The 13,030-nt window shown below is 42.5% G+C and carries 14 protein-coding genes and 1 pseudogene; 14 read left to right on the top strand and 1 reads right to left on the bottom strand.

The features are described from left to right. Nucleotides 1-3: 3 nt before the first annotated feature. The 12 genes from AC1Q6O_RS07980 to AC1Q6O_RS08035 all read left to right on the top strand — a co-directional run bounded on the left by AC1Q6O_RS07980 (nt 4) and on the right by AC1Q6O_RS08035 (nt 8,688). Nucleotides 4-1,362 carry an aspartate kinase gene (locus AC1Q6O_RS07980; protein ID WP_089984789.1) on the top strand — a complete coding sequence of 453 codons (1,359 nt, stop codon included), beginning with the start codon at nt 4-6 and terminating at the stop codon, nt 1,360-1,362. A 104-nt stretch (nt 1,363-1,466) separates the two neighbouring features. Continuing rightward, the gene (locus AC1Q6O_RS07985) at nt 1,467-1,649 is read left to right on the top strand and encodes a hypothetical protein (protein ID WP_025115645.1); all 183 of its coding nucleotides are present in this window, start codon (nt 1,467-1,469) and stop codon (nt 1,647-1,649) included. A gap of 205 nt (nt 1,650-1,854) precedes the next feature. Next, the gene (locus tag AC1Q6O_RS07990) at nt 1,855-2,538 is read left to right on the top strand and encodes an adenosylcobinamide amidohydrolase (RefSeq protein WP_342532688.1); all 684 of its coding nucleotides are present in this window, start codon (nt 1,855-1,857) and stop codon (nt 2,536-2,538) included. Continuing rightward, complete coding sequence (gene cbiB, locus AC1Q6O_RS07995; RefSeq protein WP_008181892.1) at nt 2,535-3,491, top strand: adenosylcobinamide-phosphate synthase CbiB; 957 nt, start codon at nt 2,535-2,537, stop codon at nt 3,489-3,491. The genes AC1Q6O_RS07990 and cbiB overlap by 4 nt, the downstream gene beginning before the upstream one ends. Continuing rightward, entirely contained in the window at nt 3,478-4,572 is a 1,095-nt protein-coding gene (locus tag AC1Q6O_RS08000) for a pyridoxal phosphate-dependent aminotransferase (RefSeq protein ID WP_089984782.1), read from the top strand. Before cbiB ends, AC1Q6O_RS08000 begins: the two co-directional genes overlap by 14 nt. Continuing rightward, the gene (locus AC1Q6O_RS08005; protein WP_008179843.1) at nt 4,569-5,177 is read left to right on the top strand and encodes a histidine phosphatase family protein; all 609 of its coding nucleotides are present in this window, start codon (nt 4,569-4,571) and stop codon (nt 5,175-5,177) included. The genes AC1Q6O_RS08000 and AC1Q6O_RS08005 overlap by 4 nt, the downstream gene beginning before the upstream one ends. A gap of 12 nt (nt 5,178-5,189) precedes the next feature. Continuing rightward, nucleotides 5,190-5,765, top strand: a complete 576-nt coding sequence (locus AC1Q6O_RS08010) for a bifunctional adenosylcobinamide kinase/adenosylcobinamide-phosphate guanylyltransferase (RefSeq protein WP_492401036.1) — start codon at nt 5,190-5,192, stop codon at nt 5,763-5,765. A 20-nt stretch (nt 5,766-5,785) separates the two neighbouring features. After that, nucleotides 5,786-6,562: an adenosylcobinamide-GDP ribazoletransferase gene (cobS, locus tag AC1Q6O_RS08015; protein WP_089985163.1), complete on the top strand. Its 777-nt coding sequence runs from the start codon at nt 5,786-5,788 to the stop codon at nt 6,560-6,562. After that, a complete protein-coding gene (locus AC1Q6O_RS08020; RefSeq protein ID WP_492401037.1) occupies nt 6,535-7,134 on the top strand; it encodes a histidine phosphatase family protein in 600 nt (199 codons plus the stop codon). Before cobS ends, AC1Q6O_RS08020 begins: the two co-directional genes overlap by 28 nt. After that, nucleotides 7,086-7,478, top strand: coding sequence for a bifunctional adenosylcobinamide kinase/adenosylcobinamide-phosphate guanylyltransferase (locus AC1Q6O_RS08025; protein ID WP_043990657.1), 393 nt, complete (start codon nt 7,086-7,088; stop codon nt 7,476-7,478). Before AC1Q6O_RS08020 ends, AC1Q6O_RS08025 begins: the two co-directional genes overlap by 49 nt. 32 nt (nt 7,479-7,510) lie before the next feature. Beyond that, entirely contained in the window at nt 7,511-8,002 is a 492-nt protein-coding gene (locus AC1Q6O_RS08030) for an ECF transporter S component (RefSeq protein WP_089984778.1), read from the top strand. A gap of 11 nt (nt 8,003-8,013) precedes the next feature. Next, nucleotides 8,014-8,688: a hypothetical protein gene (locus tag AC1Q6O_RS08035; protein WP_492401038.1), complete on the top strand. Its 675-nt coding sequence runs from the start codon at nt 8,014-8,016 to the stop codon at nt 8,686-8,688. Between the two features lie 187 nt (nt 8,689-8,875). Here the strand turns inward: AC1Q6O_RS08035 and AC1Q6O_RS08040 are convergent. Then, nucleotides 8,876-9,025, bottom strand: a pseudogene (locus AC1Q6O_RS08040) (transposase); the annotation flags it as partial. A gap of 460 nt (nt 9,026-9,485) precedes the next feature. On the opposite strand from AC1Q6O_RS08040, the gene AC1Q6O_RS08045 reads away from it, so the two are divergent. Together AC1Q6O_RS08045 and AC1Q6O_RS08050 are read left to right on the top strand one after the other, a co-directional pair. Beyond that, entirely contained in the window at nt 9,486-11,219 is a 1,734-nt protein-coding gene (locus AC1Q6O_RS08045) for an ABC transporter ATP-binding protein (RefSeq protein WP_043990655.1), read from the top strand. Further along, a complete protein-coding gene (locus AC1Q6O_RS08050; RefSeq protein WP_008179832.1) occupies nt 11,216-13,027 on the top strand; it encodes an ABC transporter ATP-binding protein in 1,812 nt (603 codons plus the stop codon). The genes AC1Q6O_RS08045 and AC1Q6O_RS08050 overlap by 4 nt, the downstream gene beginning before the upstream one ends. Nucleotides 13,028-13,030 lie beyond the last annotated feature (3 nt).

Below are 13,030 nucleotides of genomic sequence, written 5' to 3' on the forward strand. Positions count from 1 at the left end.
GATATGATCGTGTGTAAATTTGGTGGAACATCTGTAGCAAACGCAGAACAAATTCAAAAAGTAGCAAATATTGTGAAATCTAATCCGGCACGTAAAATCGTTGCCGTTTCAGCACCAGGTAAACGATCTGGTGACGATATAAAAGTAACCGATCTATTAATACAATTAGCAACTGCCGCGTTACAACATGAAGATACCGAAGACAAATTGCATATTGTAGTCGATCGTTTTCGAGCAATTGCAGATGGTTTAGGGTTAGATGATGCCATTTGTGACGTGATTGCGGAAGATTTACGTGAACGTGTACAAGGTGACAAAACAAACGTGGAATTATTCATTGATAGCATTAAAGCAGCAGGTGAAGATAATAACGCCAAGCTTATTGCCGCTTATTTTAATGCAATTGGAATGCCCGCACGCTATGTAAGTCCTAAGGATGGATTAGTGGTCAATGATTTACCTGAACGAACATTTGCTTTACCCGAAGCGTATGCTAATTTAGCCCCTTTAAAACACACAAAAGAAATTATTGTGTTCCCAGGGTTCTTCGGTTACACTAAAGCGGGCGTATTGCGGACATTTGACCGCGGAGGATCTGATATTACTGGCTCCATTTTAGCAGCAGCTGTTGAAGCGGAGTTATATGAAAACTTTACGGATGTGGATTGTGTGTTCTCCGCGAATCCGAAGGTTGTCAATGATCCAGTGGAAATTAAAGAAATTACGTATCGCGAAATGCGCGAATTATCATATGCAGGCTTTTCAGTGTTCCATGATGAAGCATTAATGCCTGTCTACAAGATTGGGGTGCCCGTTAACATAAAAAATACAAATAATCCATCAGCCCCAGGTACTCGTATCGTACCAAGTCGTCCTGCAACAGGTCGTCCCGTTACAGGTATCTCGGCAGACAGTGGTTTTTCAACTTTATATGTCTCTAAATATTTGATGAATCGTGAAGTAGGCTTTGGACGAAAGCTACTACAAATTTTAGAAGATGAAAATATTTCTTATGAACACACACCTTCTGGCTTAGACGATATTTCAGTCATTATGCGTTCGAATCAGATATCACCTGATAATGAAGAGCGTATTATTAGTCGAGTGAAAGAAGAGCTACATGCTGAATATGTAGAAATGCGTCATGGTTTTTCGATGATCGTGATTGTTGGTGAAGGTATGCGCCATAACACAGGTTTAGCTGCGCGTGCTGCTACAGCGATTTCAAGAACCGGCGCAAACATTGAAATGATCAATCAAGGCTCTTCTGAAGTAAGTCTCGTTTTTGGAGTACTTCAGGAATTTGAAAACCGCATTTTACAGGCGTTATATGAAGAATTTTTTGCCCATGCGAAAGCTTAATGACACAATTATCACTAATCCAAGGGTTCCATACTTGGATTAGTGTTTTCTTTTTGCTAAGAATACGGTAAAATCGAGGGCGTACATAGTTGGGAGGGTTTTTCATGAAGAATTTAACGATTGGTATGCTTTTTTCGGTTGTTGGGATACTTTTTGTCTGTTTAACGATTATGGATATTTTACCGTCATCGACAAAAACAATGAAAGTAGTTTACATAGCTATTGGTTGGGTCTTTATCATCATTGGCTCCGTAATCCGCTTTAAAAATCTTAAACAAAAGCAGTAACAACACGTCAAAATGGAATTGTGGCAACAGGCAAACTTATGATACAATTTCAAAGAAAATAAATAATTTGAGTATTATGAAGTTGTTATTCTGTACAAACGTTCAGAAGGTTCAAATTTTAATAAAGAATCGACAGTACAAATTCTTCTTTGTAAGAATTTGTTTTTTTATGTTCATAATCTATTTATCGTCAGGAGGCGATTGAATGCCCATAATTTCAAAGGATCATATTCAAATTTCTGACCAATATGTAGCACTTCAAGCGGTTTCACCTATGAAGGTTGTATCTTCTGCTATGCATAATCCAGGCTTTGGTTATTTTACTCATCTGATGAATCGGACTGTGCCCATTACGTATGATGATCGACAGCCACATCGTGATTTACAGCATTTTTTGCAGGCGCATGATTTTCCAGTCGATAACACAGTGGCGATGATGACGGCAGTCCAAGCCAAATTTGCGACCATTCGTGATTTTACATATGAAGGTATTCATCTAGTCATTATGATTACTGCGGGTCTAGGCAATGCCGTAGATATTACACGTGCTTTTCATCGTGCGGAGCAATACCATGCAGGAACGATTAATACATGGGTGCTTATTAACGGGAGATTGTCTGATGAAGCGTTATTTCAGGCTATGATTTCGACAACGGAGGCGAAGGTGAAGGCGTTAGCGGATGAAGGTATAACTGATCCTACAACAGGCACGCAAGCAACCGGAACATCCACTGATAGCTTACTCATTGCTGCTACAGAAGAAGGGGACTACCATCAATATGCCGGTCCTATCACAATGCTAGGCAAGGTCATTGGCTACGGTGTCTATGAAACGATGCGTGAGGCTATTCGTAAATACAAAAAGGATAAAGAGGAGAAGGCGTTATGATTGCCATAGTGATTGCCTGTATCATAGGAATTATATTCGATATTTTAGTAGGAGACCCTCCGAAGCTTCCACATCCTGTGCGATGGATTGGCAAGCTGATTCAATCACAAACAGCTTTATGGAATCAAGGCAAATGGCGGAAACTGCGTGGTATGGTGATGGCACTTGCCGTTGTAGGGACAACGATGTTTGTGGTCACACTTATTTTACTACTCAGCTATCAGGTAAGCTTGATTTTTGGTGTTTTAGTCGAAGGGCTTCTAATAGGTATTGGGCTTGCACAACGTAGCTTAAAGGAGGCGGCACTGGCAGTTTATGAGCCCCTTGTAAAAGGTGATTTTGCGGAAGCGCGCGTCAAGTTATCATGGATTGTTGGGCGTGATACAGAAAAGCTGGGGGAAGATGAGATTGTGCGTGGTGTAGTAGAGACCGTTTCAGAAAATACAAGTGATGGAGTGACCGCCCCACTATTTTATGCCTTTTTATTTGGTGCTATCGGTTTATGGGGCTACAAGGCTGTCAATACGTTAGATTCCATGGTCGGCTATAAAAATGAAACATACAAAGATTTTGGCATGTTTTCTGCCAAACTTGATGATGTCCTGAATTTTATTCCAAGTCGTATTACGGGCTTTCTTATCGTGCTAGGTACAAAAAATGAAACGAGTTACTCATTTGGACAACGATTAAAGCGTTGGGCGCAAGACGCTAAAAAGCATCCTAGTCCAAATAGTGGTTATTTAGAGGCCGCAACAGCAGTGCAGCTTGGCGTCCAACTAGGTGGGAAAAATACTTATCAAGGCGTTGTTTCGCATCGGGCGATTATGGGAGAAAAATTAGTTCCGTTAACAAAGGAACATATAATGGCATCTATTATTCATATGCGTATTGCCATGGTGCTCTTTACGCTTGTCATGTTAGCAGTGGAGGTGTTCATTTATGCTATTACCTAATCACGGAGCAAATCCGCAAAATGTTTATCAGCAATTAGGTTTAACGATGCCTGAAGAGGTATATGATTTTAGTGAAAATGTCAATGCGGCAGGACCACCATCCTTTGTCGAGGCACGTTGGCGTACATTTTACCCGCTCATTCAACGCTATCCAGATCCAGATGGAGAGCCTTTTCTATCAAAGGTTGCTGCTTTTCATCAAGTGGCGAAGGATATGGTTTTACTAGGCAACGGGGCGTCAGAGCTCTTTAGTGTTATTGCGAGACGTTATGCGCAAAAGCGCGTCATTGTCGTCCATCCTACTTTTTCAGAATATGAGCGAACATTGCTAGCCGCAGGAGCTATTATTATTCCGGTTTTGGTGACGGACTTTATCCAATACACATTGCCAATGGAACGACTTAAACAAGAAATGGTGGAAGCGGATGCACTTTATATTTGTACACCGAATAATCCAACAGGTGTGTTGCCAGAAAAGGAAGTTTTACTAGCGTTATTAGAGCATGGTCGTGCTGTCAAATGTGAGCTTGTCATCGATGAAGCCTTTATGGATTGGGTCGATGAGGCGAATTCTCTCATGCATGAAAGTATGGAAAATTCACATGTCCTCGTTGTGCGTTCGATGACTAAAATGTACGCAATACCTGGCTTACGTCTTGGCTATTTAGTTGCTCATGCCTCTATTGTCAGTGAGCTAAAGGACATGCTGCCCCATTGGAATTTAAATGCCTTTGCACTGGTCATTGGTGCAGGCTGTTTGGATGAGCAGCAATATAGTCAGCAGGCAATTGCCTATGCGACAACGCAAAGAGAGCAGTTGCATCGTTATTTACAAGAAAACGGCTGTGTTGTCACTAATAGTGTGACGAATTACGTGTGCTTTTCCTTGCCAAAGGAACAGCAGTCGGATGCCTTTTTTACGTATTGTTTAGCACAAGGAGTTGTCCTGCGTCATACGAAAAACTTTAAAGGGTTACAGGGCGAATGGTTTCGTATTGGGATTAAAGATATTGCGGCCATGACGTATTTACATAATTGTCTGCAGGCGTGGTTTAACGCAAATAAGGGGAGAGAAAAGTGACAACTTTTTATCTAGTAAGACATGGGGAAACACAATGGAATCAGGAGCAAAGACTACAAGGATGGTTGGACTCTCCGTTAACGGACAATGGTAGGGAAGCGGCTGCTAAATTACAGCAGCAACTACAGTTAATCCCATTTGCGGCAGCTTATTGTAGTTCAAGTGGTCGTGCGAAAGAGACGATGGATATTCTGACGGCTCATCGCCAATTACCGGTTTACTATGAGGATAATTTACGGGAAATTTTTTTAGGGAATTGGCAAGGTAAGCGAATTGAGGACATTTTGATGACAAATGGGCTTGATTATGAATTGTATACGAAATACCCTGCGCAATTTATCGCAACCCATACGGAAAGTTTTGGCGCTGTCACAGAAAGAGCGATGTATACGTTGAAAAAAATAGCGGAGCAACATCGTGATGAGCCTATTTTGATCGTTTCCCATGCGGTGACGATTAAATGCATGATTAATGCCATTTTACAACGCAATATTAGTGAGCTTTGGACAGCTCCTTATATTCATGGGACAAGTGTCACCGTGATTGAACGTCAGGGACAGCAGTGGGTAATCCAAGAGATTGGTACTCTACATCATTTACAATAGGAGGTATTACGAATGCCCCTCATTTTTATTACTGGTGGTGTGCGTAGTGGCAAATCTTATTTTGCAGAACAAGCCGCCATACAGCACTTCCAAGCACAGCCTAATATAGAAAAACGTTTAATATATATAGCTTCTGGTATTGCTTTGGATGATGAAATGGAGAAGCGAATTGATCGTCATCAAGCTGATCGACTAGCCCAGCCAATAAAATGGTTAACAGTGGAGGCCCCTTATGACATCGCACCCGTATTTGAGACACTCAAGGATGGGGATGTAGTGCTATGGGATTGCGTCACTACTTGGCTGACGAATGCTTTTTATGAAGGTTATGATTGTGGAGAACCCTGTGTAACGAAGCCTGGCTGTTTAGCATCTAAGCTTCGAACTGTTAAACAGGCCATTCAATCCCTGCAAACGAAGAACGTGACATTATTAGTGGTGTCGAATGAGCTGTTTGATGAGCCACCTTATCAGAACGAAGAGGTGGAGCTGTATCGAAGAACATTAGGACAGCTCCACCAATGGTTCGTAGCGTCGGCCCAAGAGGCGTATGAAATGAATTATGGTATCGTAAAGAGATGGAAATAATCGAGAAGGAAGGCAAGACGATGAAAAGTTTTTGGCATAGCCTGTTGTTGGCATTTCAATTTTTTACGGTTTTGCCCGTACATAAGGAATTACCTTTAACAAGGTCAACGATTACAGGGATGTTTGCTTGCTTGCCATGGCTAGGGGCATTGATGGGCACAACTGTAGCCGGAGTTCTTTACTGCCTTACACAATGGACGGCTAGTAGCGAGGTCATGCTTGCCTTTATCGTTATCGGGCTGTTTGCTTTATGGACAGGCGGTTTACATTTGGATGGCTTTATTGATATGGGAGATGCATATTTTTCTTATCGCGATCGGGACAAACGACTTGAGATTTTAGATGATCCTCGGGTTGGTGCTTTCGGAGTGCTATCAATACTTTTTTTGTTATTTGGGAAATTTGTCGTTTTACATGAGCTTTTTGTGCAAAATAAATTTGCACTATGGATGGTCGTATTCATTCCTTTTTTAACAAGGGTCGGCATGAGCTTTTATTTTATGTCACTTAACTGTTCAAAGGAAAAAGGCCTTGCCTATTTCTTTCAGTCGCATATCAACGTGAAATTATTAAAAATAATGATGCTACTGTCTCTTTTATTGGTCATGCCGGTTGTGCTGATCATCACAAAGTTCTCGATGCTACCAATACTATTAGTGATCGTTTTAGCATTTGCGCTCGTTATTTTTCGACAATTTACATTGCGTAATTTTGGCGGTGTCTCGGGTGATCTACTAGGTGCATCGATTGAAGGGGTGGAGGTTGTTCTATGGGTGACATTGTTACTGTGTGCTTAATGCGGCATGCGCCCACAAAGGCCAATTTAGAAAAGCGTTATTTGGGGTGGACGGACGCACCATTAGCTGCTGATATCTCCAAGCTCTCTGTAGTGGATGCAGGTGTCGAAAAGGTATATGGCAGCGATTTACAACGCTGTCGAGTCACAGCCGCCCATTATTTTCCGAATGCTAGCTATGAAGCAGATGAACGGTTTCGTGAATCCAATTTTGGTGAATTTGAGGGGAAAACCTATGAGGAGTTAAAGAAGGATGCTCGTTACCGTGCATGGTTGGATGACCCTATTCATTCGCCACCGCCACAAGGCGAGGCTTTTGATGATTTTGTGGCAAGAGTGGTAGAAGGCTTCAACCATTTACCAAAGAATGAGGATTGCTATGTTTTAGTCGTTCATGGCGGGGTGATTCGTGCCTTACTCGTTGCCTATGCGCCAATAGAGCAGCCGTTTTGGTCATACCAAGTGCCACATGATCATCAATTTAATTTAACATTTACTAGAAAGGCTTGGGAGGAGGGAGCTAGATGCATGTTTTTATCGGAGGCGCCTATAGCGGAAAAACCGATTATGTAATGCGTTTATATGAACAACACGAGGTGGTACTTATCGATGGCGAACTACCGGATGTTGCACCAGCCTGTGAAATCCTAGTCATTCAACATATGGAGAAATGGCTTATGACACAAAACCTTGAGGAAGATGAGCTGGTCGTACAATCCGCCCTCACTAAGTTATCAGCCCTTGCCCAACATTGTTCGCTGGCACTTATTGTGACAGATATGGGCCGCGGTGTTGTACCGATGGAAAAACAAGCACGTTTATTACGTGATACATGTGGCCGCCTATACCAAGCATTATTTGCTGAAGCGGAGCAAGTTGTGCGTATTTGGTACGGGATTGGCGAGCAACTCAAGTGAGGTCAACATACTAACGGAAAAGAGGAAATGCAATGGATCGACAAAAATTAATGAAATGGATACTAACGGCTATGGTAGCGGCCATTTGTGCTGTAGGAGCCGCCATTAAAGTACCCGCTTTTATTTCAACGGCAGCTCTTGATTCAGCACCTGCCTTTTTAGGTGTGGTCTTTTTATCGCCATTATTAGCTGGGGTAGCTGGTCTCATTGGTCATTTTATTAGCGCATTAACTGCTGGCTTCCCACTTGGCCCACTCCATGTAATTATTGCTATAGAAATGTTTATCGTTGTCTGGATTTTTGGGGTCATGCATAAAAAAGGCATGCATGTATGGAAATGGCCAGTTGCCCTCATATTAAACGGCATCGTAGCACCACTGCCATTTTATTTTATTATTAGTCCTGCCTTTTTCTGGGGTGCTTTAGCGAGTATTTTCATAGCAACCGCTATTAATTTAATGATTGTCGCGGTAGTCATGCCCATTCTGTCAAAAGTTTTTGTGCGTAAGGCAGGTCGAGTTTAGTGAGAAATGCTATGAAAGTGGGCGGATTTATTGCGACAATGGATAATGCGGCAGCCATCGGGGAAAAGCCACAAGATATTGTGCCGGCATCCGATCAATTGACAGCCTATATGACAGCCCGTGTGACATTTCTAGAACAGCTGGCTGCACAAGCACTTCCTGTTCAAATTCTACTTGCTAATTTTTCAGGGGATGCGGCATGGTCACGCTATGAAAGTGGGATTCAGCAAGTGTTCGAGGAAACGGGACTATCCTGTCCAGCTATTGCTGGTAGTTCGGAATCCAATATGCCAACATTACAGTCAGGTCTAGCAATTACTATGCTTGGGGAAATACAACAGCGAAAAGCATGGAACCCTGAACAGCTTAGTTGGTACACATACGGCTTACCACTTGTTGGCGAGGAACTATTAGCACAGCCTGATGATGTGGCGCAGTTGCAACCTGTTTATCAGGCATGGCTGGCGGAAATCGTTCAGCAAGTGTGGCCTGTCGGATCAAAGGGACTTCAAGGTGAATGTGTGCGCCTTTTTGACGAGCAAGTAGTGGAGTGTTCTCATCATATGACCAAATCAGCCGGACCAAGTACAGTTATTTTACTTGGTGTTCATCCCGAGAAAGAGCAGTTGGCCCACCAATTTTTCCAAAGAAATTTTGAAAAACTACGGATAAGTCCCATGCAATAGGGTATGTTTAGAGCAAAAAGACTGCCTTGAAAATAATCCAACGAGCGGTACAAGAATCATTTAAAGCGACCTCCATGAATAGACGAGGGCACTGAAAAACTTATGTTTTCATAAAAGCGAACCTTTTTCAAATAAAAATAAGGCATTTCTTGTTCAATTTTGAACAGGAAGTGCCTTATTTCTGTCTCACTGGATCTTCTGTTGCCATATCCAAGAAATAGTTGAATGACATATCATACTTTGAGCGCTCTACTAGGTCGACGTCTGATACATCATTCATCGCTTTTAATAATAAGTACTTAAACATGCGAATTGGAGGAATGGCATTACGTCCATTGGTTTCCTGATTTGAAATCATTGGGGCACCACCTACATATTCATTCTTTTATTATAAAGGAAAGTGTGACTAAAATAATAGAATGATACATTGCGTTGTTTGGAGAAGCATCGCTCGACTCCTGCGGGAAAGCGAGACAGACGAGACCCCGCACGAGACCCCGCACGAAGCGAAGCGTAGGAGGAGACTCGGCGCTCGCCCGCGGAAAGCGAGCGGAATGCTTCGGAAAACAACAGTAGAGTCACAGTGCCAAATGAAAAAAAGATATGGACTTTTTCAGTGCCCTTTGTATAGGCATGGGGGTTTTTTATTTGGATGGATGTCAGCCATAAGCTCGACGATATCTCCTCAATTAGTTAAATCTCAAATATTACGAGTCTCGAAAAAATAGTGCCAAATGGGAATAGTTTTCAGTTATAATGAGGAACGAATGGGATTTAAATAGAACGGAGACGAATGTATGCAGGCAATAAAACAGTTAGGGCAGTATTTGGAGCCCTATAAATTTTTCACCTTAATTGCGCCTCTTCTCATGGTGCTGGAGGTGACAATGGATTTAATTCAGCCGACGATTATGCAGCATATGATTGATACAGGGATTGCCAATGGGGATCATGCTTATGTGCTAAGCATGTTTGTATGGATGCTAGCAAGTGCGGTGATTGGGCTTGTTGGTGGGATTGGCTGCTCTTATTACAGCTCGAAGGCAGCGATTCATTTTGCTTCGGATGTTCGACAGGCTCTCTATGAGAAAATGATGACTTATTCAGCTAAGGAGCGGGATGACTTTACGACAGGTAAGTTAATTACTATTTTAACGAGTGATGTGGAAAGTATTCAACGCGCGTTTATGATGACACTACGTATTTTTGTGCGTGGACCACTACTCTTTATCGGGGCAGTCATTATCGTCTTTGTAACCGCACGGGAGCTTTTTTCAATACTTCTTATCATTGTGCCGATTTTGATTGTGGCTATGTATTTTTTCACGAAGTATTCGGGGCTGCTCTATCGTCGCGTCCAAGAGGCTATTGATGCAGTGAATACGAAGCTACAGGAAAATTTAGCGGGTATCCGTGTCGTTAAAGCCTTTCGCCGTGAAACCCAACAGGTATCCCAATTTGGTGAGCTGAATGATGGGCTGACAAAACGCTTCATCACTGCAGAACAAATTATAGGGGTGCTTGTGCCATTTACGATGTTCGTGATTAACCTAGGGATAGTTGCGGCGCTTTGGCTTGGAGCTATTAAGGTCGAGGCAGGGACATTAAAGGTTGGGGTTATTCTCGCATTTATTAACTACTTAACCATTATCTTAAATGGTTTAATGTCTTCTAGTATGGTGCTGATGCAAATTGCGCGTGCATTGCCTTCGGGAGAACGAATTGTGGATGTCTTAAACAAGGACATTGCCGTTAAGGAAGCAGAACATGCATGGACAGATGCTATAAAAGGAGCTATTGAATTTGATCAGGTGAGTTATCGTTATTATGAAACGGCGGAGGATGTTCTTAAAAACATTTCGTTTTCTGTGAAGCCAGGGCAAACAGTGGGCATCATTGGAAAAACGGGTAGCGGTAAATCAACACTTGTAAAGCTATTACCTCGCCTTTTCGATCCAACAGGTGGCGCCATTTACTTGGATGGCAAACCGCTTTCAACGTACTCTTTAGCCACGTTACGGGACCATATCGGATTTACCTCACAAAAGGCCTTATTGTTTTCTGGAGCGATTGAAAAAAATATTCGCCTTGGTAATGAACACGCAACGGCAGAGGAAATACAACAGGCATTGGACGCTGCCTGTGCTAGTGAATTTGTGGAGCGGCTTGATAAAGGCTTAGCACATGAGCTGTCACAGGGGGCTACAAATCTCTCTGGTGGGCAAAAGCAACGCTTGGCTTTAAGTCGGGCATTCGTTCGAAAGCCAGCTATTCTCGTGCTGGATGACACGACCTCAGCCCTTGATAGTGCGTCAGAAAAACATGTGCAGCAGGCCATTGCCGCCCATTATCAAGACACGACGACATTGATGGTAGCTTCGAAAATTGCCTCGATACAGCAGGCAGATGTCATTCTTGTCCTAGAGGATGGCGAGATTGTTGGGCAAGGAACCCATCAACAGCTACTTCAAAACAATGTACATTACCAAGCAATTTACGCGTCACAGCAAAAGGCTGGTGAAGAAGGATGAGTCAAAATCAACCAAAGCAAATGAATTTTGGACGTGGACCTCGTATGGGAGGGCCAGCTGAAAAGGCGAAAAATCAAAAGGCAACACTGACAAGAGTTTGGCACTATGTCAAACAGCAAAAAATAGGGCTGTATTTTTCCATCATCTTGGTCATCGCTTCTACGTTTTTAAGCTTAGCGGGGCCTTATATGATAGGCCATATCATTGACGATTACATTATGAAAAAAGATATTGACGGGACAATTCGACTAGGAATCCTATTAGCCGTGATTTTTACGGTAGCGTCTATTCTGACCTGGCTGCAAACCTATGTCATGATTCATGTGGCGATGAAAACGATTCGGACGTTGCGTCTGGAACTGTTTCAAAAACTACAAACGCTCACATTAAGATTTTTTGATCAGCGTGCGCTCGGGGATTTAATGAGTCGTGTCACTAACGATATCGATAATTTAAATACAGCGCTTGCTCAAAGTGTGACGCAAATTGTATCGTCCATCTTAACAGTCGTTGGTGTTAGTATTGCCATGTTCACATTAAGCTGGCCATTAGCGATTGTGACCTTGATCATTATTCCGCTAATTGTTTTCACTACTAAGCAAATTATCAAACGCAGCAGTAAAAATTATGCGGCTCGTCAACGAGATCTTGGTAAGCTGAATGGCTATATTGAGGAAATGATTACAGGTGCAGAGGTACTCACGCTTTTTGGCAAGGAACAGCAATCCATCGACACGTTCCATCAGCAAAATGAAAACTTGCGAAACTCCGCACAACGCGCAGAGATTACGTCAGGTTTATTAGGACCTATCAATAACTTTATGAATAACCTTGGCCTAGCGATAGTCATCGGGACAGGAGCTCTTTTAGCAGTAAAAGGTTTAGTGACGGTTGGTATTATCGCTGCATTTGTCACCTATACACGGCAATTTTTCCGCCCGCTCAATCAATTATCTAATCTGTTAAACACCTTTCAGTCTGCCATTGCAGGAGCAGAGCGTGTATTTGAAATAATAGATGAACCGTCAGAGGTAGCTGATCGACCACAGGCTATTGAGGCACCTTCCTTAAAAGGCGACGTCGTTTTCAAGCAAGTATCGTTTAGCTATGAGCAAGGGAAGCCAGTTCTTCAAAACATAAACTTCCAGGCAAAGGCAGGGGAAACGATAGCTCTTGTTGGTCCTACTGGCTCAGGGAAAACAACCATTATTAATTTACTAACACGGTTTTATGACGTGGATCAGGGTGAAATTTTAATTGATGGGCACCATATTGAACAGTATAAAATGTCTACAATTCGCCAACGGGTAGGTGTGGTTTTACAGGATACCTATTTGTTCTCTGGCACTATTCGTGAAAACATTCGCTTTGGAAAGCTGGATGCGACGGATGAAGAGGTTGTGGAAGCGGCAAAAATTGCGAATGCCCATCATTTTATAAAATATTTACCTGCACAATACGATACGCCTGTTCAAGCGGGTGGTGCTAATTTAAGTCAGGGACAACGACAGCTCATTGCTATTGCTCGTGCCATTTTGGAGAACGCGGATATTTTAATTTTAGATGAAGCGACTTCCAGTGTGGATACGCAAACGGAAGTCGATATTCAAAAAGGTTTACAGCATTTAATGCAGGGTCGCACAAGCTTTGTTATCGCCCATCGTTTGAAAACCATCGAGAATGCAGACCAAATACTCGTTATACAACAGGGTGAAATTATTGAACAAGGCAATCATCAAGAGCTGATGGAACAACAAGGGATGTATCGTCAACTCCAACAAAAACTTTTGTTAGAGCAGGCGGAATAGGGA

It is taken from the genome of Lysinibacillus sp. GW823-FHT06C08, assembly GCF_058795135.1.